Origin of the sequence: Nonomuraea jiangxiensis (assembly GCF_900099965.1) — a bacterium.
Taxonomy (GTDB): Bacteria; Actinomycetota; Actinomycetes; order Streptosporangiales; family Streptosporangiaceae; genus Nonomuraea; species Nonomuraea jiangxiensis.
Window position 1 is genome coordinate 16,747 of sequence record NZ_FNDJ01000019.1, and the last position, 19,949, is coordinate 36,695.

The 19,949-nt window shown below is 71.0% G+C and carries 22 protein-coding genes; 13 read left to right on the forward strand and 9 right to left on the reverse strand.

The genetic code is table 11. The features are described from left to right. Nucleotides 1-78 precede the first annotated feature (78 nt). The 3 genes from BLS95_RS35095 to BLS95_RS35105 all read left to right on the forward strand — a co-directional run bounded on the left by BLS95_RS35095 (nucleotide 79) and on the right by BLS95_RS35105 (nucleotide 4,558). On the forward strand, nucleotides 79-1,242 hold the full coding sequence (locus tag BLS95_RS35095) for an acyl-CoA dehydrogenase family protein (RefSeq protein ID WP_090941628.1): 1,164 nt from the start codon (nucleotides 79-81) through the stop codon (nucleotides 1,240-1,242). Between the two features lie 81 nt (nucleotides 1,243-1,323). Beyond that, nucleotides 1,324-2,004, forward strand: coding sequence for a GntR family transcriptional regulator (locus BLS95_RS35100; protein WP_176993551.1), 681 nt, complete (start codon nucleotides 1,324-1,326; stop codon nucleotides 2,002-2,004). A gap of 70 nt (nucleotides 2,005-2,074) precedes the next feature. Beyond that, nucleotides 2,075-4,558 (forward strand): DUF4132 domain-containing protein, encoded by a 2,484-nt coding sequence (locus BLS95_RS35105; protein ID WP_218136132.1) that lies wholly within the window; start codon nucleotides 2,075-2,077, stop codon nucleotides 4,556-4,558. 24 nt (nucleotides 4,559-4,582) lie between these two features. Here BLS95_RS35105 and BLS95_RS35110 read toward each other — a convergent pair whose 3' ends face one another. Beyond that, on the reverse strand, nucleotides 4,583-5,176 hold the full coding sequence (locus tag BLS95_RS35110) for a DUF1349 domain-containing protein (protein WP_090941997.1): 594 nt from the start codon (nucleotides 5,174-5,176) through the stop codon (nucleotides 4,583-4,585). 381 nt (nucleotides 5,177-5,557) lie between these two features. Here BLS95_RS35110 and BLS95_RS35115 point away from each other — a divergent pair, with 381 nt between their 5' ends. Together BLS95_RS35115 and BLS95_RS35120 are read left to right on the forward strand one after the other, a co-directional pair. Then, nucleotides 5,558-6,964, forward strand: coding sequence for an APC family permease (locus BLS95_RS35115; RefSeq protein ID WP_090941634.1), 1,407 nt, complete (start codon nucleotides 5,558-5,560; stop codon nucleotides 6,962-6,964). A 240-nt stretch (nucleotides 6,965-7,204) separates the two neighbouring features. Beyond that, the gene (locus BLS95_RS35120; protein WP_176993552.1) at nucleotides 7,205-7,615 is read left to right on the forward strand and encodes an ATP-binding protein; all 411 of its coding nucleotides are present in this window, start codon (nucleotides 7,205-7,207) and stop codon (nucleotides 7,613-7,615) included. A 21-nt stretch (nucleotides 7,616-7,636) separates the two neighbouring features. Here BLS95_RS35120 and BLS95_RS35125 read toward each other — a convergent pair whose 3' ends face one another. From BLS95_RS35125 to BLS95_RS35145, 5 genes are all read right to left on the reverse strand, one after another. After that, nucleotides 7,637-7,966 carry a nuclear transport factor 2 family protein gene (locus BLS95_RS35125; RefSeq protein ID WP_090941639.1) on the reverse strand — a complete coding sequence of 110 codons (330 nt, stop codon included), beginning with the start codon at nucleotides 7,964-7,966 and terminating at the stop codon, nucleotides 7,637-7,639. A 33-nt stretch (nucleotides 7,967-7,999) separates the two neighbouring features. Beyond that, nucleotides 8,000-8,890 (reverse strand): SDR family oxidoreductase, encoded by an 891-nt coding sequence (locus BLS95_RS35130; RefSeq protein ID WP_090941641.1) that lies wholly within the window; start codon nucleotides 8,888-8,890, stop codon nucleotides 8,000-8,002. Nucleotides 8,891-8,946: 56 nt separating this feature from the next. Then, nucleotides 8,947-9,693: an SDR family oxidoreductase gene (locus BLS95_RS35135; protein WP_090941644.1), complete on the reverse strand. Its 747-nt coding sequence runs from the start codon at nucleotides 9,691-9,693 to the stop codon at nucleotides 8,947-8,949. Nucleotides 9,694-9,766: 73 nt separating this feature from the next. Then, nucleotides 9,767-10,468 (reverse strand): TetR/AcrR family transcriptional regulator, encoded by a 702-nt coding sequence (locus BLS95_RS35140; protein ID WP_090941646.1) that lies wholly within the window; start codon nucleotides 10,466-10,468, stop codon nucleotides 9,767-9,769. A 68-nt stretch (nucleotides 10,469-10,536) separates the two neighbouring features. Next, a complete protein-coding gene (locus BLS95_RS35145; protein ID WP_218136133.1) occupies nucleotides 10,537-11,454 on the reverse strand; it encodes an alpha/beta fold hydrolase in 918 nt (305 codons plus the stop codon). A 46-nt stretch (nucleotides 11,455-11,500) separates the two neighbouring features. Here BLS95_RS35145 and BLS95_RS35150 point away from each other — a divergent pair, with 46 nt between their 5' ends. Next, entirely contained in the window at nucleotides 11,501-12,163 is a 663-nt protein-coding gene (locus tag BLS95_RS35150; protein WP_245765476.1) for a TetR/AcrR family transcriptional regulator, read from the forward strand. A 54-nt stretch (nucleotides 12,164-12,217) separates the two neighbouring features. Here BLS95_RS35150 and BLS95_RS35155 read toward each other — a convergent pair whose 3' ends face one another. After that, nucleotides 12,218-13,306 carry a helix-turn-helix domain-containing protein gene (locus BLS95_RS35155; protein WP_090941648.1) on the reverse strand — a complete coding sequence of 363 codons (1,089 nt, stop codon included), beginning with the start codon at nucleotides 13,304-13,306 and terminating at the stop codon, nucleotides 12,218-12,220. Between the two features lie 236 nt (nucleotides 13,307-13,542). Between BLS95_RS35155 and BLS95_RS56075 the strand changes: the two genes are divergently transcribed. Together BLS95_RS56075 and BLS95_RS35160 are read left to right on the forward strand one after the other, a co-directional pair. After that, nucleotides 13,543-13,992 carry a hypothetical protein gene (locus BLS95_RS56075; protein ID WP_176993553.1) on the forward strand — a complete coding sequence of 150 codons (450 nt, stop codon included), beginning with the start codon at nucleotides 13,543-13,545 and terminating at the stop codon, nucleotides 13,990-13,992. A gap of 20 nt (nucleotides 13,993-14,012) precedes the next feature. Further along, nucleotides 14,013-14,912, forward strand: a complete 900-nt coding sequence (locus tag BLS95_RS35160; protein WP_176993554.1) for an alpha/beta fold hydrolase — start codon at nucleotides 14,013-14,015, stop codon at nucleotides 14,910-14,912. Between the two features lie 52 nt (nucleotides 14,913-14,964). On the opposite strand, the gene BLS95_RS35165 is transcribed toward BLS95_RS35160, so the two are convergent. Further along, nucleotides 14,965-15,438, reverse strand: coding sequence for a carboxymuconolactone decarboxylase family protein (locus tag BLS95_RS35165; protein ID WP_090941650.1), 474 nt, complete (start codon nucleotides 15,436-15,438; stop codon nucleotides 14,965-14,967). Nucleotides 15,439-15,495: 57 nt separating this feature from the next. Further along, complete coding sequence (locus BLS95_RS35170) at nucleotides 15,496-16,536, reverse strand: PP2C family protein-serine/threonine phosphatase (RefSeq protein ID WP_245765477.1); 1,041 nt, start codon at nucleotides 16,534-16,536, stop codon at nucleotides 15,496-15,498. 263 nt (nucleotides 16,537-16,799) lie between these two features. On the opposite strand from BLS95_RS35170, the gene BLS95_RS35175 reads away from it, so the two are divergent. From BLS95_RS35175 to BLS95_RS35195, 5 genes are all read left to right on the forward strand, one after another. Continuing rightward, nucleotides 16,800-17,279, forward strand: coding sequence for an RrF2 family transcriptional regulator (locus BLS95_RS35175; RefSeq protein WP_090941651.1), 480 nt, complete (start codon nucleotides 16,800-16,802; stop codon nucleotides 17,277-17,279). Nucleotides 17,280-17,364: 85 nt separating this feature from the next. Further along, the gene (locus BLS95_RS35180) at nucleotides 17,365-17,835 is read left to right on the forward strand and encodes a carboxymuconolactone decarboxylase family protein (protein ID WP_218136135.1); all 471 of its coding nucleotides are present in this window, start codon (nucleotides 17,365-17,367) and stop codon (nucleotides 17,833-17,835) included. 98 nt (nucleotides 17,836-17,933) lie between these two features. Beyond that, complete coding sequence (locus BLS95_RS35185; RefSeq protein WP_090941652.1) at nucleotides 17,934-18,884, forward strand: ankyrin repeat domain-containing protein; 951 nt, start codon at nucleotides 17,934-17,936, stop codon at nucleotides 18,882-18,884. A 126-nt stretch (nucleotides 18,885-19,010) separates the two neighbouring features. Then, nucleotides 19,011-19,697, forward strand: a complete 687-nt coding sequence (locus BLS95_RS35190; RefSeq protein WP_090941653.1) for an AfsR/SARP family transcriptional regulator — start codon at nucleotides 19,011-19,013, stop codon at nucleotides 19,695-19,697. 71 nt (nucleotides 19,698-19,768) lie between these two features. Continuing rightward, nucleotides 19,769-19,924 carry a hypothetical protein gene (locus tag BLS95_RS35195; RefSeq protein ID WP_176993555.1) on the forward strand — a complete coding sequence of 52 codons (156 nt, stop codon included), beginning with the start codon at nucleotides 19,769-19,771 and terminating at the stop codon, nucleotides 19,922-19,924. Nucleotides 19,925-19,949: the final 25 nt, after the last annotated feature.

Here is a 19,949-nt window from a genome sequence, read left to right on the forward strand (position 1 = left end):
CAACATTCATGGTCAGCGCAGCCTAACTGTGCCTATATTGGATTTTCAATATTGGATCCAAAATACGGAGGATCGCGCATGATCGCCCCGACCGCGCTGTTCGCCCTGGACACGCTGCTGACCGACGAGGAACGCGAGATCAGGAACACGGTCAGGAAGATGTGCGACCGCGAGATCCGGCCGCACGTCGCGGGCTGGTTCGAGGCCGGCGAGCTGCCCGCCCGCGAGCTGGCCCGCGAGCTCGGCTCGGTCGGCGTGCTCGGCATGCACCTCGACGGATACGGGTGCGCGGGCATGGGCGCGGTCGCGTACGGGCTGGCCTGCCTGGAGCTGGAGGCCGCCGACTCCGGCCTGCGCAGCCTGGTGTCGGTGCAGGGCTCGCTGGCCATGTACGCGATCTGGAAGTACGGCAGCGAGGAGCAGAAGAACGAGTGGCTGCCCGCGATGGCGGCCGGCGAGCGCATCGGCTGCTTCGGCCTGACCGAGCCGGACTTCGGCTCCGACCCGGCGGGCATGCGCACGACGGCCAAGCGCGAGGGCGGCGACTGGGTGCTGAACGGCACCAAGATGTGGATCACCAACGGCTCGGTGGCGGACGTGGCGGTGGTCTGGGCCCGTACGGACGAGGGGATCAGGGGCTTCCTGGTCCCGGCGGGCACCCCGGGCTTCACCGCCAACGACGTCAAGCACAAGATCTCGCTGCGCGCGAGCGTGACGAGCGAGCTGGTGCTGGACGGCGTCCGGCTGCCCGAGGACGCGATGCTGCCCGGCGCCAGGGGCCTGTCCGGCCCGCTGGGCTGCCTGAACGAGGCCAGGTTCGGCATCGTGTTCGGCTCGATGGGCGCGGCCCTCGACTGCCTGGAGACGACCATCGCGTACGTGGCCGACCGCGAGGTGTTCGCCCGGCCGCTCGCCTCCTACCAGCTCACCCAGGAGAAGCTCGCCGACATGGCGCTGGAGCTGGGCAAGGGCCTGCTGCTGGCGGTGCACGTCGGCCGGTTGAAGGAGGCCGGCACGCTCACCCCCGAGCAGGTGAGCGCCGGCAAACTGAACAACGTGCGCGAGGCCCTGGAGATCGCCAGGAAGTGCCGCACCCTGCTCGGCGCGAACGGCGTCACCCTCGAATATCCCGTGATCCGGCACGCGGTGAACCTGGAGTCGGTGCTGACCTACGAGGGGACCTCGGAGATCCACACCCTGGTCCTCGGCCGGGCGCTGACCGGGATCAGCGCCTTCCAATGAGCGCCGCATTATACAACCTGTCGTACAGCAGACAGAAGAAGCATCCTCCCCTGCCTGTCGGACGTGTGTCATGATTGCGCTGTGCGTTTCTCCGGTACGGCTGTCGCCCGCCCACCCGCCTTGATTCGCGACCAGGTCGCCGCACAGATCCGTGAGGCGATCACCGAGCTTCGGCTCATGCCCGGCCAGGTGCTCGTGGAGCGGGAGCTGTGCGAGGCCACCACGGCGAGTCGCGCGACCGTGCGGGAAGCGCTCCGCCAGCTCGAGTCGGAAGGTCTCGTCCACTCGACCAACGGACGCGGGACCGTGGTGGCCACGCTCTCGGTCGAGGACGCCCGCCAGATCTACGAGGTGCGCTCCGCCCTGGAGGGCGTCGCGGGCCGGCTGTTCGCCATCCGGGCCACCGAGGCCGATCGGCACGCGCTGCGGGCGGCGCTCATCCGGCTGGAGGAGGTCGCGGAGGACACCCGCCAGCTCGCCATCGCGAAGACCGAGTTCTACGACGTCCTCGTGAGCGGGGCGAAGAACACCGAGCTGAAGCACATCCTCGACTCCATCAACCGCCGGGTGACGCTGGTCCGCGCGGTCTCGCTCTCCAAGCCGGGCCGTCCCCAGGAGTCGCTGGCGGAGGTGCGGGCGATCTGCGAGGCGGCGGTGGCCGGTGACGCCGCCCGTGCCGAGGAGTTGTGCCGGCTGCACGTCGAGCAGGCCGCCGAAGCGGCACTCCCCCGGCTCTCCGAGGCGGGAGACCTCGACCTGTAACCGGCCGCTCCACCCGTCCCCGAGGTGACCGGGCCTATTTCCGGTGTTCTGCCGGGAAACGTCGGGTGTGGTGCCTACACTGCGCCGGCATGACGACAAGGATCACCGTCGACGGGACGGCCTCGGGGCGGCGGGCGACGAAAACCGGATCCGCCGGCTCGCCGAGGCCGGAGACGCCACCGGACTGGCCACCGAGCTGTTGCGCACCGTGGGGGTGCCGGGCTTCGGCGGGCCGGACTGGACCTGGCTGACCGACGTCCTCGACGTCTGCCCGGACGAGTTCCGGCTGAGGGCGGCCCTGGCGATCACGGAGCTCTCCGACCACGTCCAGGACCGGTTCGTGGAGGTCGTCCTCCGGAAGGTCTCCTTCGAGGAGCACCTGGAGCTGGTGGAGAGCGTTGTGGTGGGGATGGGTGGCAAAGGGACCCAGCACGTCCACGATCTGCTGACCGACCTCACCCAGGCGTGGCCGCGGGCCGGCCGGGAGGTCCCGGGACCGGTGGTGGGCGCGGTCAGGCGGGCGGTCCAGGCCACGTACGGCATCCACAAGCTTGAGCGGATGGCCGGCTTCCCCGGCCATCCGCCGTTCAGCCCCGGCGAGGCCTGGGCCGACCAGGCGCTCGCCGATCTGGACGGCCTGGGCGAGCCCTGGCGGGCTCTCGCCGCGCACGCGGTGACCGCGACGACCGCCCAGCCCACCGCCGCGTGGGAGCAGCGGGCGCGCCGGCTGCTGGACGCGGTGGGCCCCGAGGCCGCGCGGACGACGATCAGCCGGTGGCTGGCCCTGGTCGGACGGCCGCGCACCATGTCCGTCCGGCACCTTGATGACGAGGCGTTCGATCCGTACAACGCCCTCGGGGTCCGGGGGCTGATCTGGATGCTGGCCTTCCTGCCCCCGGGCGCGGACAGCCCACGGGTGCTCGGGCATCTGGTCGAAACCGCGCTGAAGAAGGTGCAGGGCCTCGGCCCGCGCAGCCCCATGCTGGCCAACGCCGCGGTGCACGCGCTGGCGCGGATGGAGGGCGAGGCGGCGCCGGCGCAGCTGGCCCGCCTGTCGGCGCGTGTCACGTACAAGGGCACGGCCAAGGTGCTGGGGAGCGTGCTCGACGCGCGGGCGGCCGCGCTGGGGCTGACGCGCGAGGAGGTCGAGGAGCTGGCCGTGCCCACGTACGGGCTCACCGAGGTCGGCCGGCGCACCGCCACGTTCGGCGAGGTCACGGCCGAGCTGACCGTCACCGGCACCCGGACGGGCATCACCTGGCGCACCGCCGCCGGGCGGACGGTCAAGTCACCGCCCGCGAGCGTCCGGCAGGATCACCCCGAAGGGCCGGCCGAGCTGAAGTCCGCGGCCAAGGACATCGACAAGATGCTCGCCGCCCAGGTCGAGCGGCTGGACCAGCAGTTCCTCACCCGGCGCGAGTGGCCGTACCGGACCTGGCGGGAGCGCTACCTCGACCACCCGCTGCTCGGCACCCTGGGCAGACGGCTGATCTGGCTGGTCGGCGATCGGGCCTGCTGCTACGCCGACGGGCGGCTGCGCGGGCTGGACGGCGTGCCGCTCGACCCGGCCGAGGAGGCAGCCGTACGGCTGTGGCATCCGATCGGCCGGGACGTGGAGGAGGTGGTGGCCTGGCGCGACCGGCTGGAGCATCTCCAGATCACCCAGCCGTTCAAGCAGGCCCACCGTGAGGTCTACGTGCTCACCGCGGCCGAGAAGGACACCCGCGTCTACTCCAACCGGTATGCCGCGCACATTCTGCGCCAGCACCAGTTCCACGCGCTGGCCGCGCAGCGCGGATGGCACAACAGGCTGCGGCTGATGGTGGACGACACCTACCCGCCGGCGACCCGGGAGCTGCCGCGCTGGGGGCTGCGGGCCGAGTTCTGGGTCGAGGGGATCGGCGACGACCACGGCGGCGACACCCTCGACTCGGGTGCCTACCTGCGCCTGGCGACCGATCAGGTGCGGTTCTACCCGGCGGAGGCGCCGGCGAACTCCGGCCATGCCTACGGCGGCGGCTACGAGCAGTGGGTCCCCGGCGGCGCCGCCCCGGTCCTGCCGCTGCCGCTGGAGCAGATCCCGCCGCTGGTGTTCAGCGAGATCATGCGCGACGTGGACCTGTTCGTCGGGGTGGCCAGCGTCGGCAACGACCCCACCTGGAACGACGGCGGGCCCGAGGGCCGGTTCAGGGATTACTGGACCTCCTACAGCTTCGGCGAGCTGTCGGGCACCGCGCGGACCCGCCGCGACCTGCTGGACCGCCTGATCCCCCGGCTGGCCATCGCAGGCCGCTGCACCCTGGACGGCCGCTTCCTCCACGTACGCGGGGAGCTGCGCACTTACAAGATCCATCTGGGCTCCGGCAACATCCTGATGACGCCGAACGACCAGTACCTGTGCATCGTGCCCCAGCGGAGCGCGGCGGCGGCCACCGGCGAGGTCCACCTGCCCTTCGAAGGCGACGGGATGCTCGCGGTCATCCTCAGCAAGGCACTCATGCTGGCCAGGGACACCGAGATCACCGACCCCACCATCACCCGCCAGATCCGGTGACCCGGCCGGGCTGCGACGGTGTGTTCATCCCTCATGTACGGCGCGGTCGGCCGGCCCGGTCGTGAACCGGGTGAACCGCACCCGCAGCCCCTCGCGTTCGGGCGAACAGCAGTACGGGCCCGCCTTCGCGACCGCGACGGGAGCCAGCGGCGCCAGGCGTACGAGCCGCCAGGGGTCGTCCTCGCGGCGGGCCCGGACGACGACGGCGTCCGCCATGCGGCTGGCTCGGATCGTGACCCGGCACCCGGCCCACCCGGCGACCGGCGCCACCGACCAGTCGGACCTGCCGTGCGTGACGACCGCGCCCAGCTGCGGGACCCCGTCGCTCAGCTCGACCCCCGCCTTGATCCAGGTCTCGTCGTCCACCCGGACCATCAGCCCGGCCTGGTCGTACAGCGTGTCGAACTCGCACACGAACGTCACCTCGACGGCCTGCCCCGTCTCGAACCCGGTGAGCAGCGCGTGACCGTTGTCGTGCACGACGCCGTAGCCGGTGTGCCGCCAGAAGTCGCTGTGGTGCCGGGTGGTGACGATCAACGAGTCACCGTCGATCTCGGTGGAAAGTGGCGGATTGAGCCAGGCCGGCTCGTCCCATGACACCGCGCGCTGAGCGTCCATCAGGTCTCGCTCCTTCGGCATGAGCTGGTCACCACGTGAACGATCGATCATGTTACTGCCGGCCGTACCCAGGTGGGCAGGGGTACCGGGCCACCCCGGGTCACGATCCGCGTCTCGGGGCTTACAGATCGCTATGCCGAGTCGTAAAGTGTCAGAATGACGGCTCCGGACGATCAAGACGGCCCCGCGGGAGGTCGGCCCCGTCACCGGGAGCACCATCCACCCCGGCCCGCCCCGTCGTCGCCGCGTCCAGGTGAAACGTGACGCCAAGGGGTGACGACGCGGTCTCGTCACCACCGTCCGGGACCCGTGTCGCGCACCGCGGATTCACGGCCGGTTCCGCAAGTAGTCCCCAACGAGGAATCCACGAGAAGGACCCCCATGGCCCAGACCAGCCACCCCAGTCCTACCGAGGAGAGCAGCACCCATTCCGACCTGAAACAGGTCATGGGTCCGGGCCTGCTGCTCCTGTTCATCATCGGCGACATTCTCGGCACCGGCGTCTACGCCCTGACCGGACAGGTCGCCGGGGAGGTGGGGGGCGCCGCGTGGCTGCCCTTCGCCATCGCCTTCGTGGTCGCCCTGATCACGGCCTGTTCCTATCTGGAACTGGTCACGAAATACCCGCAGGCCGCGGGAGCCGCCCTGTACGTGCATAAGGCCTTCGGCAAGCACGTGCTGACGTTCCTGGTGTGCTTCACCGTGATGTGCTCGGGCATCACCTCGGCCTCGGCCGCGTCGCGGGCCTTCGCGGCCAACCTCACCACCGGATTCGGGCTGGACGTCGGCAACGGCGTCATCCTGCTGATCGCGCTGGCCTTCATGCTCCTGGTCCTGGCCGTCAACCTGCGTGGCGTCGGCGAGAGCGTCAAGGCCAACATCGTGCTCACCGCGGTCGAGCTCTCGGGGCTGCTGCTCGTCATCTTCATCAGCCTGTACTTCATCGCCGGCGGCAACGCCGACTTCTCGCGGGTCGTCGCCTTCGAGACCGCCGCGGACAAGAGCGTCTTCCTGGCGGTCAGCACCGCGACGTCGCTGGCCTTCTTCGCCATGGTCGGGTTCGAGGACTCGGTCAACATGGCGGAGGAGACCAAGGAGCCGAGCCGGATCTTCCCCCGCATCATGCTCACCGGGCTCGGCGTCACCGGCCTGATCTACATCCTCATCTCCATCTGCGCCGTGGCCGTCGTCCCCGTGGGCCAGCTGGCCGAGAGCGAAACACCCCTGACCCTCGTGGTGCAGACCGCGGCCCCCGGCTTCCCGATGTCGGACCTGCTGCCGTTCATCTCGATGTTCGCCGTGGCCAACTCCGCGCTGATCAACATGCTGATGGCCAGCCGGCTCCTGTACGGGATGGGCAAGCAGGGCGTACTGCCGGCCTTCCTGGCGAAGGTGAACCCCACCCGGCGCACCCCGCACGCGGCGATCGTGTTCACCACCGTCATCGCCCTCGCGCTCATCACCTACGTCTCGCTGGACCCGGAGAGCCCGGTCGTGGCGCTGCTCGGCGGGACGACGTCGCTGCTCCTGCTCGCGGTCTTCGCGGGCGTCAACGTGGCCGTACTCGTGCTGCGCAAGGACAAGGTCCCGGGCAAGCACTTCAGGGCGGGTCCCGTCCTGCCCGTGATAGGCGCGATCACATCCCTGTACCTGGTCCTGCCCTGGTCGTCCGGGCGCCCGGCCGGCCAGTACCAGATCGCCGGCGTGCTGCTGGCGATCGGCGTCCTCCTGTGGGTGGTCACCTGGTTGGCCCGGCGCAGGGAGAACGCGACGACTCCGCAGGGCTGACCGCACCGACCGGGGCAGTCGGCCCGGTGGACCGCGGGAACTCACCCTTCCGCGCCCGGCGAGATGGCCGGGCGCGGAGGGATGTGCGCGGTCCCGCTGTCAGCGAGGAATCCGGCTCGCGCGGGACCTCGGCTCCGCCGTCAGCGGGCCGTAAGCCGATGGCAGGGAACCGGCAAGCGGGATTCGCATCCTTGGAGGTGTCAGGCGGTACGAGCCGATGCCCCCGCGGAGGCGATTCGGATGACCGGCACGAACATGCGAGAGTTCCCCGCCCTGCTCGAAGAGCTCGGGCATGTGCGTCATTTCGCGGGCGGCGTCGTGGCCGGCCATCCCGCCGCGGACGACGTGGTCCTGGCCGTCTCCGAACTGGCCGCCAACGCCGTCGAGCACTCCGCCGCCAGCCGTGACTTCGAGGTACGGATCACCCATCTGGCCGGCGCCGTCCGCGTCGAGGTGCACGACCACGGGGGTGCGGGCAGGCCGCGGCTCGGCGTGGCCGGCGCGGAGGCGACCCGGGGGCGCGGGCTCTTCCTCGTGGACCACCTCTCCCGCGACTGGGGCATCACCCACCAGCCGGATCACACCGGCGTCTGGTGCGAGATCGGCTGCTCCTGCACGGAGTCACCGGCCCTCGGCAGGGCCGCCGCCTGAAGGGGGTCCGCTGCGCGGCCGTCAGCTGATCCGCAGGCTCGCGATCAGACCGTCACGCAGGTGGAAGGTCATCGGGCCGGTGCCGTTGTAGCCGTTTCCGCTCACCTTGAGGGTGACGACGAAACTGTCGGGGTCCGGGCCCGGCTCGATCGCGACGAGCTCGAACTTCGACTGCACGCCGATGTTGTCGGTACGGTCCCAGTCGCGCACGCCGTCACGACCGTGGAACTCGCGCCCCCAGTCGTTGAGGTAGGCGTCGTCGGTGAACGCGGCGGCGAAGGCCGCCGAGTCGGCACTGTTGGTGGCGTCGATGAAGGTCCGGATGGCGGCGGGTGTGCCGGTGACTGTCATGATCTCTTCCTTGCGGGGTCGTACGGTGGCCGACTACCGCTGGGCGGCGAGCAGGTCGGCCAGGTCGATGCGGGTGAGGAAGTCGCGGCGGACGCGGTCGGCGACCTCCGAGACCTCCTCGGAGCCGTCGTTCGCCGGGTCGATGTGCACCCGGTAGGGGCGCTGCCCGCGTGGCAGGGCGACGATCCGGGCGATCTCGTCGGCGACGAGCGAGGCGTCGGCGCCCTCGGGCGCGAGCGCGGCCAGCTTTCCCGCGATCTGCTCCATCAGCCCGGCGTACCTCGTCTCGTACTCGGCCTCCACGGCGGTGTCGGCGGGGTGGCCGGAGTGGGCGAAGTGGTTGGTGCCCGAGGTGAACGAGCCCGGCACGACGATGGAGGTCTCGACGCCCCAGCGGGCCAGCTCGCCGGCGTAGCTGACGGCGAGGGAGTCCATGCCCGCCTTCGCCGCGAAGTACGGGGCGAGGTAGGGCGGCGTGCCGCCCTTGACGCTGGAGCTGGACACCCAGATCACCAGGCCCTGCCCGCGGTGGCGCATGCCGGGCAGCACGGCGCGGTTGACCCGCTGGGTGCTCAGCACGTTGACGTCGTAGAGCTCGGCGAGCTGCTCGGGGGTGAAAGCCTCGGCGGGGCCGGTGACCATGTGGCCGGCGTTGTGGATCAGGACGTCGATGCGGCCGTGCTCGGCCTCGATCCGCGCGACGGCCGCGTCGACGGAGTCCTGCGCGTTGACGTCCAGCTCGATCGAGCGCAGATCGACGCCGTGCTCCTTCGCGTAGTCGGCCGCGGCCTGGACCTGGGGCGCGTTGCGGCCGGCGGTCTCGCGCATGCCCGCGTACACCGTGTCGCCGGCGTCGGCGAGGGCACGGGCGGTCAGGGCGCCGAAGCCGCTGGAGGCGCCGGTGATGACGATGACGTTGCTCATGTGGTTCTTCTTCCGGGTGAAGTGCGGTGCGGGAGCGGCCGGTAGGTGGCCCACCCTCAGGCGAGGCCGCCGTTGGTGTAGATGACCTGGCCGTTGACCCAGCGGGCGGGCCCGGCGAGGAAGGCGACGGTCTCGCTGATGTCCTCGGGCTGTCCGAGGCGCTCAAGCGGGGTGGCCTTGGCGAACCTGGCGACCGCGGCCTCGTCCTTGCCGTTGAAGAACAGCGGGCTCGCGGTGGGGCCGGGGGCGACCGCGTTGACGGTGATGTCCCTGCCGCGCAGCTCGCGGGCCAGGATCAGGGTGATGCCCTCGACGGCGGCCTTGCTGGCGACGTACGGGCCGTAGGTGGGCAGTTGGGTGCGGGTGACGGAGGTCGAGAAGTTGATGATGGCGCCACCCGGGCGCAGGCGGCGGGCGGCCAGCTTCGAGACGACGAAGGCGCCGCGGATGTTGGTGCGGTGCATCCGGTCCAGGTCGTCCAGGTCGAGCTCGACGATGGGGGTCAGGATCATGATGCCCGCGGTGTTCACCACCACGTCGATGCCGCCGAAGGCGGACTCCACGGCGTCGAACGCGGCGGTCATCTCGTCCTCGTCCCCGACGTCGCCGCCGATGGCGATGGCCTGTCCGCCACGGGAGACGAGGTCGGCGACCATCGCCTCGGCCCGGTCCTTGTTACCGGAGTAGTGCACGGCCACGGCGAAACCGTCGGCGACGAGGCGCTCGACGACGACGTGGCCGATGCCTCCCGTGCCGCCGGTGACCAGCGCGACACGGACGTTTGCTGTGGTGTTCTCGGTCATGAGGGTTTCCTTCTCGTGTTTCAGGGGTGCTGCGGCTTGAGCGGATCTCCAGAAAGCGGGCGGGGGCCCGGTGTCACGGCTTCGGGCCGTGCGCCAGCCGGGTCAGCCATTCGGCCAGCAGCTCCCGCTCCGCGGGGCTGAACGACTCCGGCGGGGCGGAACGCAGGAGCGCCGCGAGGGTGTTGGCCGCCTGCGGCACGGCCGGTGGTTCGGGCGGGGTGCCGCCGTCCGGCTCGGGCGTCAGGATGCCGGCCAGCACGATCTCCCTGACGTGCGTCGAGAGCTCCACGCTGCGGTGCAGCTCCGGCCGGGTGAGCAGGGCGAGCGCGACCCCGCTGTTGGCCGAGATCACGATCTCGGCGGCACGGTCGGGCTCGATCGCCAGGCGGCCGGCCCGGGCGACCCGTTCGAGCACCGATCGCAGCAGCTCGTGGGCCTCGCCGACAGAGCGCGGCGCGGAGGCCAGACCCGGGGTGTACATCAGCCGATAGAGGTTGGGGTGCTCCAGGGCGAAGCGCGTGTGCTCCTCCCAGCCGCGCCGCAGGTCCGCCACCGGATCCGAGGTGGGCACCGCGGCACGCTTGGCGGCCAGGTATTCCCCGAACCCGTGGTCGACGACCGCGGACAGCAGACCGTCCTTGTCGCCGAAGAGCCGGTAGATCACCGGCTGCTGGACGCCGGCCTTCTCCCCGACGCCCCTGGTGGAGATGTCGCCGTTCGGCGAGGCCTCCAGCAGCTCGGTAGCGGCCAGCACTATCCGCGATCTGTGATCCATGTTAGCGACGATAACAGGTCATGACGATCGGCGCAAACAGATTTTTGTTATCAGTGATCCAGAGGCGTTCACGCCGGCTCGGCCTCGGAGGCGGGCCGGGTGGGGACCTCGGTCTCGATGAACTTGAGGAGGCGGGCGTTGACCAGGTCGGGCGCCTCCGCGGGGAGCCCGTGGCCGATGCCCGGCACCATCTCCGCGCGTACGCCGGGGATGAGGTTCCGGGCCCGGACCTGTGCGCGGCGGGCACTGACCAGGATGCTGCGCTGCGCCAGCAGGACGAGGGCCGGGAGGTTCACCGACCGCAGCTCCTCGTCCGTGAACGGCCTGCCCGGCGGGCGCGAGGAAGGGCGGAAGGTCCTGGCGCTCAGCATGATCGGGGCCATCAACCGCCGCGGGGCGACCAGCGCGTGGTTGGCCAGCACCCGGCCGAACCACGGACGGAACCGGCGCGGGGCGAGCATCGCGACCAGCCCGCCAAGGGTGCTGACCAGGAAGCGGGCGGGCACCTTCTCCAGTCCGGCGGGGTCCAGCGGCGAGATCGAGGCCAGGCGCCCGGGCGCGTAGATGGCCTGATTGAGGGTGAGCCAACCGCCATAGGACAGGCCGACGAGATGGACACCGTCGAGCCCGAGACCGGCGAGCACCTCGTCCAGCCAGGCGGCGTTGTCGCGGGAGTCCTTCGCGACCACGCGCTGAACGCTGCGGCCCGGGTCGTCGAGGGTGTCGATCGCGTACACCGGGTGGTTCTCGCCCAGGGCGGCGATCTGGGGATACCAGGTGGACGCGTTCGCGCCGTGGCCGTGCAGGAGCACGATGGGCTCCCCGTGGCCGGGCCCGAACCGGTGTACGTGCACGGTGCCGAAGCGGGTCTCGACGTCGACTTCCGTACGCGGTTCCGGCCACAGCCGCATGGCCTCGTCGTACGCCCGCAGGAACCGTGCGCGGGCCTTGTCGCTGGTGAACCGTCCGACAGCGGTCCTTGTCACCTTGAGGGTCCTTTCTTTTGGTAGTACGACTGTACTATCAAAAGCGTTGGAGCAGTTCGTTAGGGTGCCAGGCGAGGAGGTGGGGCTGGTGCCGAAGCTGGCGGACCACGGACAGCGGCGCGCCCAGATCGCCGAGGCGCTGCTGCGCATCGCCGGGAGCAGCGGGTTGCATGCCGTCACCATGCGCTCCGTCGCCGCCGAGGCCGGTTTCTCCGTGTCCGTGGTGCAGTACTACTTCGAGTCCAAGGAGAAGCTGCTGCTCTTCGCGCTGCAGTACCTGGCGCGGCGGGTGAGCGAGCGGGTCGAGGCCCGGGTGCGCGCGGCGGGATCCCCGCCCACCGCGCGGCGCGTCGTCGAGGCCGTCCTCACGCAGGCGCTCCCCACCGATGCGGAGAGCCGCACCTTCCACCTCGTCTACACCGCGTACGCGGTGCTGTCGGTGACCGATCCCGCGCTCGCCGCGCAGCCGTTCATGAGCGCTCCCGACGAGATGCGGGCCTTCCTCACCGACCAGATCCGCGCCGCGCAGAGCGCCGGGGAAGCCCCCGCCGACCTGGACGCGCAGGCCGAGGCCACGGGACTGCTCGCCATGTCGGCGGGCCTCGGCACCAGCGTGCTCCTCGGACAGGTCACCGCCGGCGACGCGCTGGCGATCCTGCGCTACCACCTCGGCCGCATCGTCCCTGAGCCTGAGGGCGTCCGCGGTTGACGGTCATGGGTGGCGCCGCCCGTGCCGCGCGAAAAGCCGCGACAGGTCACTTCGTCACAGGCAGGAGAGCCGGACCGGGCCGGCCGCCATCGACCGGTCGCCCGTGGTGTTCCCCAGGCCGTTGTCCCGGATCTCCACCATGACCATGCCGCTGGTGACCGCGACGGGGAACGGCGTCGGGATCCAGGCGCCCTGCCGCGCGCCCTGGTCGAGGGTGAACTCCGCGACGGTACGGGCGTCGTCGTCGAAGCCATCGCGGACGGTGTACCAGACGCGCTGGGCGGCGTGCCGGGCCTTGACCACGTACGCCTCGACGAAGCACTGGTGCCGGCCGCGCAACCCGGTGGTGAACCGCCACTGGAACGTGTTCTGCGGGCGTTCGGCGGACTGCGGGTCGTAGGTCAGGTTGGAGAACAGGAAGCCGTTCCCGCACCCGTCGCCCGTCCAGCCGGGCGCCTCGTCCTCCCGCCAGCCGTCCTGACCCGGCACGCCACTCATCCGGACGGTACGGCTGGTGTCACGCGGGCAGTAGGGTCCGGCGACCGCCGTGAACACGGGTTCGACCGGGCTCGTACGGGCCTCGGCCGCCTGGGCACTCTGCACCGCCGAGCCCAACCCCGCCGCCGGGACCTCCTGCCGCGTCCCGCCCGCACTCGTGTCCGCGCCCTTCGTCGCCGAGACCGGCCAGGACGGCAGGTCCGTACCGAACGCGCCGGCCGTGACCAGCCCGACCAGCCCCAGCACGGCGATGCTCACCGAGAGCCGCACCACGCGGCGGCGCGGGAGCCGCTGAGCGGCGCCGGTGGACGGAGGCGCCCCGATCCCGCGATCGGTCTCGCCACCCATGGTGACGGCACAGGCGACGTCCAGCTCCGCCTTGGCCTCGTGCCACCTCCTGCTCCACTCGTCCTGATCGCCACCGCACGCGCCCGCGTACGCCTGCGTGACCCCCAGGCTCGGCAGCCGGTCCCCCGCCGCGGCGGCGGAGAGCGCGGAAGCGGAATATCCTGCCTTGCGCTCCATCGCCCGATAGCTCGGATTGCCGGCATCCGCCCGGAGCTCGCGTAGCCCCTGAGCGAACTCCTGAAGCGGACCGGGCGGCACCGGCCGCTCCCTCCGCCCCCGTAACGTGTTGTCCTGCATGATCGTGCCCCCTGACGTGAACTGTGCCTTCCTATTCGCGCCCGCCCGCCCGGCGGACTCCACGCCCGGCCACGAGCACCAGAAACCGCAGCCCTGGGGCCCGCGTAGCGGTCCGTGAAGGCCCGACTGGATGAACGCGCTTCATCTAGCCCCGGAAACACCCCGGCCATGACACTGCAAGTCGGTGCCCCATGGCACCACAGGTTCCCTCGGACACGGAAAGGAGCTGACGGGTCGTGAGACGACTCGCCATCTTCGTGACCGCGCTCGTCTCGGTGACCGGGATCGTCGCAGTCCCAGCCGCCGAGGCGGCCTCCGTAGCGCAGCACCACCGCACCGCCGTCGAATGCCCGGCGTCCGCGGAAGGGGGTGCCCTGGCGGGATGCGAGGTCTCACCCGAACCGCCGGACCGATGGTTGTTCGAGCCGTGCGGCATCGTCTCCGCCTGCGTGGTCTACACCGGGCAGGACATGTGCGACCGGACCCAGCGGATGAGGGCCCACCGGCCGGGCGGCGACGCGTACACGCGCGACTGCGGCAGCCGCGCGGTCATGGTCCAGTGGGGCTGCCCCGCGGACACCCCGCGGCAGCCTCCGACTCCGAGTACGGACCCCGCCGCCGGGTGCTCGATCGCCTGGTACTTCGACGACCTCGCCACGGCAGGAAACCACCCGGGGGCGGCATAATGGCCGAAAGAAGGCCGAGCATGACAGACAGCAGCGCTTTCGGCACGTCAGCGCACGCGCTCACGCGCGACGGCCGCCGGCTGCACTACGTCACTTCGGGGGTCGGCGAGCCGCTCGTCCTGTTCGAGGCCGGGGGCAACGGCTCGCGGACCACCTGGGGCCTGGTGCAGGGGCAGGTGGCGGAGACCACAGGCACGCTCGCCTACGACCGCGCGGGATTCGGCCGCAGCGAGCCGGACGCGGCGCCCCGTGCCATGGACCGGATCGTCGACGACCTGGAGGATCTCGTCGAGTACGTCGGCGCGCGGCCCTGCGTGCTGGTCGGGCACAGTCTGGGCGGGCCGATCTGCCGCTCCCTCGCCTACCGCAGGCCCGACCTGGTGGCCGGGCTGGTGCTGGTGGACCAGGCGTCCGAAGACTGCGGCTTCTACTACGCCAGGGCTTTCAGCAGGCTCGGCGCGCTGCTCAACAAGGTCTTCACCGTTCCGCTGGCGAGGACCGGAATGCTGGGGCTGCTGACCACCCGCCGCCTGTACCGGGAGTTTCCGGCGGCCATGGTCCGTGAGATCCGCAGGGAGGAGTTCTCCTCGGCCGCGTTCCGGGCCCACGAGTCGGAAACGCGGCACCTCGCGGACGGCTTCCGCGCGCTGCGGCTGGTGAGCGCGGCGCAGGCGCTCCCGGACGTACCCGTCACCCTCATCTCCGGCGCCACCGGGAAACACCGCACCCGGGGGATGTGGGCGCAACTCGCGGCAAGCCACCAGCGGTTGGCGGGAGCCCTTCCGCGGGGCAGGCACGTGTGGGCCGACGGCAGTGGCCATATGGTGCCGATGGAGACGCCCGGGCTCGTCGTCGACGAAATCCGGAAGGTCCTGAAGGCCCTTTCGGATCCGCCTGCGCCCGGCGCCCCCGAGCGCTGATCGGCCTTGTACGGAACCCGCGCCGCCGGCTCCGACCGCGCATCGGTGTCCCTCATCCCCACTGGCCGGGCCGGTAGTCGCCGGCGGGCTGCTGGACAATGACGTTCAGGCGGTTGAAGGCGTTGACCACGGCGACGAGCGACACCAGGGCGGCGAGCTGGTCCTCGTCGTAGTGCTTGGCCGCGTTCGCCCAGACCTCGTCGGACACGCCCCCGGCCGCGTCGGCGATCCGGGTGCCCTGCTCGGCCAGCTCCAGGGCGGCCCGCTCCGCCTCGGTGAAGACCGTCGCCTCCCGCCAGGCGGCGACCAGATGAAGACGCTGCGCAGACTCCCCCGCCCGCGCCGCGTCCTTGGTGTGCATGTCGATGCAGAAGCCGCAGCCGTTGATCTGGCTGATGCGGAGTGCGAGCAGCTCCTGGATCGCGGCGGGCAGCGTCGAATCGTGCACGGTCCTGGACGCGGCGACGATCTGCTTCACGACCTTCCCCGAGACCGGGATGTTGCGATGGTCCAGACGGGCTTCCATGCTGATCTCCTTGCTGTGTCGGTGGTCACTCAACCGACGACACAGCCCGGCGAGATGTCAGGCGTCCTGCCGGTGCAGCAGGAGCATCGCCGCGTCGTCGAGCAGCGGACCGCCGACGTGCGCGACGAGGTCGGCGCGCAGCGCGTCCAGGGCGGCCTGGGGTTCTTCCCGGCCGAGAAGGCGGGCGCGGTCGGCCAGCGGGTAGAAGGCGCCGACGGAGTTCCTCGCCTCGATGACCCCGTCGGTGAAGAACAGCAGGCGATCCCCGCTGCCGAACGGGGTCCGGTGCGCCTTCACCGCCCCCGTGCCGAGCGCGCCCAGGCCGAGCGGCAGGCCGTGCTCGGGCAGGTCCACGGTGGTGATCTCGCCGTCCGGGCGGATCAGCAGCGGCGCCGGATGGCCGAAGTTCACGAGTGAGATCTCGCCGTCGTGCACCTCGGCGACGATCGCGGTGACGAACTGCTCCCCGTCCAGGTGCCTGGCCAGGCTCACCTCCAGCCGCTCGCCGATGTCGGCCAGGTCGGGCTCGTCGTAGGCGGCCTCGCGGAAGGCGCCCAGCACCCAGGCCGCCGTCTCGACCGCCGCCAGCCCGTTGCCCTGGACGTCCCCGATCAGCAGCCGTACGCCGTGCGGGGTCGTGACGACCTCGTACAGGTCACCGCCGATCTGGGCCTCGGCCGCCGCCGAGGTGTAGGACAGCGCCACCCGTAAGTCGCCCGCCCGCCGGGGAACCGGCCGCAGCAGCACGCGCTGGGCGGCCTCGGCGACCAGTCGCACGCTGGCCAGCTCCCGCTCCCGTCGCAACCGCAGATGGCTGGCCATCATGCTGGCCACGGTGATCCCGATGATGGTCACGATGGTGAGGTTGTTCTGCCATTTGAGCAGCGACCCGTTGTTGTACGCGAGCGGCACGCAGATGGCCAGCGCGACCGCGCCCACCAGGGCCGTCCTGCGGACACTGCCGGACACCGACGCGAAGGTGGGGCCCAGGGTGAGGAGCGGCAGGAAGGCCAGCTCGGGCTCGGCCAGCAGGTCGATCAGGGCGACACCCAGCATGACGGTGAAAGGCAGCCAGCGCAGGGCATGCTCTGATCTCACTCCGACCCCCGCATCACCGTAGGCGTGTGCCCCATGCCCTTCGCGCTCGCCGAGCCGCCTCCCCAGGCGAGCGACAACGTGGATGGCGTCGATGCACAAGCATTACTCAGCACGCGTCTTTCCTCAAGCGCAACTCGCCTTTGTGAGCCTTTTGCGGATATGCGAAAGATGCCGTGAAAGTACGCAACTGTGGGCAGCGGTGGGCGGCTTCGAGCACGGTTGCGCGGCCTGATTCTGGATGGCTAGTATCCAGGATCATGCGGATGAGCGAGGGCGTGGAATGGGCCCTGCACACCTGCCTCAACCTGACCTGGGTCGAGACGGACGAGGCGATGACCGCCGCGCGGCTGGCGGCGTTCTACGAGCTGCCCACGGCCTACCTGAACAAGCAGCTCCAGGCACTCGCCCGGGCCGGCATCCTCACCTCCACCCCCGGTCCGCGCGGCGGGTTCCGGCTGGCCCGCCGGCCGGAGCACATCACGCTGCTCGACGTGGTGACGGCGATCGAGGGGCCGGGCGAGGCGTTCCGCTGCGAGGAGGTCCTGCGCAAGGGGCCCGGCGGCCGGGCCGGCGTCGACTACCGCAAGGCGTGCGTCGTCTCGCAGGCCATGCGCCAGGCGGAGCTGGCCTGGCGCAAGGAGCTGGCCGGTCAGACGCTCGCCGACATCAAGGAGACGGTGGAGCGCCGCGCCCCCCGCACACCCGCGTCCACGCGCGACTGGCTCGCCGGTCGCCGCCCCTGAGCGACACCGCCGGCCCGGCCGGCCCTGCCGCTCGCCCGAATTCTGGATATCCATCGTCCAGATCAACCAGAATGGAGAAACACCGATGCGCATGAACCTCCGCACACCCGCCGCCGAGGGCCTGAAGGCCATGCACGCGCTGGAGGCGTACCTCGACACCGCCCCCGTCCCGCGCGCCACGCTCGAACTGCTGCGGCTGCGGGTCAGCCAGATCAACGGGTGCGGCTTCTGCGTGGACATGCACGCCCGCGAGGCGCTGGCGGCCGGCGTGTCCGGTCAGCGCGTGCACGCGGTCGCGGCCTGGCGGGACACCGCGTTCTTCTCCGACGAGGAGCGTGCCGCCCTGGCGCTCGCCGAGGCCGCCACCCGCCTGTCCGACAACCCCGACGGCGTCCCGGACGCCGTGTGGAACGCGGCGGCGGACCACTACGACGAGGAGTCGCTGGCCGCGATCCTCATGACGATCGTGGCGATCAACGCCTGGAACCGCATCAACGTCACCCTCCGCAACGCTCCCGCGCTGCGGGCCGACGAGACTCCGGCCGCCACCGCATAGCCCGGCGCCCGCTCCTCTCCCAGGCGAACCGGAAATTGTCCTTCGCCTCCGGCATGATGGCCCCCATTCGATCCGCAGATGATCTCGAAGGAGTCGTCATGACCGCAGACTGGTCCGGTTTCACGTGGCGTTCGTGGGAGGACCTCGCTCTCGTCCGGGCCAAGCTCGACGCGGGCGCCGACCCGAACGAGGGGGAGTTCCCCGATGAGCGCCCGTTACACGCCGCGGCTGAGCGCGGCTCGCCGGAGGTGGTCGCCGAGCTGGCCCGCCGGGTCGACGACGTCGACGCGGAGCACGAAGGCCGTACGGCGCTCTGGGTGGCGGTGTTCAACGACCGGCCGGAAAACGCCCGCGCCCTGGTCGCCGCCGGAGCGGACCCGTGGCGGCCCATGATGGACGGCTGGTCGCCCGGCCGGCTCAGCCTGGCGGGCCGCACGCCCGGCCTGTTCTTCCCGCTCCCGCCGGGTCACGCGAGCCTGACCGAGGCAGAGGCCGCCGCCGTGGCCGAAGCCGGACGCCTGATCGGCGTGCTGAGCGACATCCAGGGCGACGGTTTCAGCCTCGCCTGCGTCCACGGCATCAGCGCCGCCGAGGCGGCCCGGCGCCTGGGCGCCGAACCCGCCGACGAGGAGGAGCTGGAAGAGGCCATGGAGGATCCCTTCGACGAGGAGGCCATGCGGTTCGTCGGCTTGACCGACGTGCCGGGCGGCTGCGTCGTCAGCCAGGAGTTCGGCTACATGGCCTCCGCTCCCGCCGTCATGACGGCGCTGTCGGCGGGCACGGTCGCCTACGGCACCTACGCCAACGCCAAGAGCGGTGACCAGGGCTGCTTCTACCGCGACGGCGAGGTCGTCGACTGGGACACGCCCGCGGGCGGCGGCGAGGTGTCCGCCACCGACTCGGCCGCGGAGATCCTGCTCAAATTCCTGTACGACGGCCACGCCGAGGCCTACTGCTTCGCGGGCGCCGGCCTGCACCCGGTCAACGCCCGCGCGCTCGCCGAACCGGACACATACGTGCGGCTGCCCGAGGGGGACTACTGGGACTGACCGGTGCCGCGCGGGGCGGGTGCGCCGGGCGTCGGCGCCGCGGGCCGGGGCGGGCCGCGGCGACGCGCCGTCACCCGGGAGGTTAAAGCTATTGCCAAACCACGGTGACCAGGCGATCCTCCCTACGTGCCCGTCTATCTGCAGCTCCTGGATCGGTTCCACATCCGTGGCGGTGACGGTCCGATCGCCGTGTCGGCCACCGGGCAGCGGCTGATAGCGCTGCTCGCGTTGCGTGGTTCGGTCAGCCGTAGCGTCGTGGCCGGAACCCTGTGGCCCGATGTCACCGAAAACCGCGCGCACGGGAGCCTGCGCACCACCCTGTGGCGGCTGCACCAGGCCGACGAGGGCATCGTGGGCAGCAACATGGGCGTGCTCACCCTGACCTCCGCCGTACACGTGGACGTGCGCTCCTACGCCGAGCGGGCGCTGCGCTCGCTCGACAGCCCGGATGACCACTGCCTGGCCACGATGCTCGAAGGCGGCGAGCTGCTGCCCGGCTGGGGGGAGGAGTGGGTGGTGTTCGAGCGCGAGCGGCTGCGGCAGTTGCGCCTGCACGCGCTGGATGCCATGGCCGCCCACCTGCTGGAGCGGCGGCAGTTCGCCCTCGCGCTGGAGGCCGCCCTGCACTGCACCCGCCTGGAGCCGCTGCGGGAGAGCGCGCACCGGGCGATCGTCGCGGTGCACCTGGCCGAGCACAACGTCCACGAGGCACTCCGGCATTATGGAACGTTCCAGGCACTTGTCAGGGACGAGCTGGCCATCGAACCGTCGGACGCGTTCACCGCGATGGTCAGGCCGTTGATGCGCCGCTGACACTTCGGTGACGCGCTACGGCTTGAGCTGGGCGGGTGGACCCATCGGACCCCCCGCCCAGCGCCATCCTGATGATCAGCCTTTCCGCGGACCCCGAGACCGGCGCGTACGGCTATCGCGTCATGGAGACCCTCGATCCGCGGCACCCCGGTCACGTCTACCACCTGATCAGCCGGGAGCAGGTGATCGCCGCCGTGCAGGACTGGCTCGACGACTACGAACGGTGACGCAGGTGTGACATATGGCTGACGT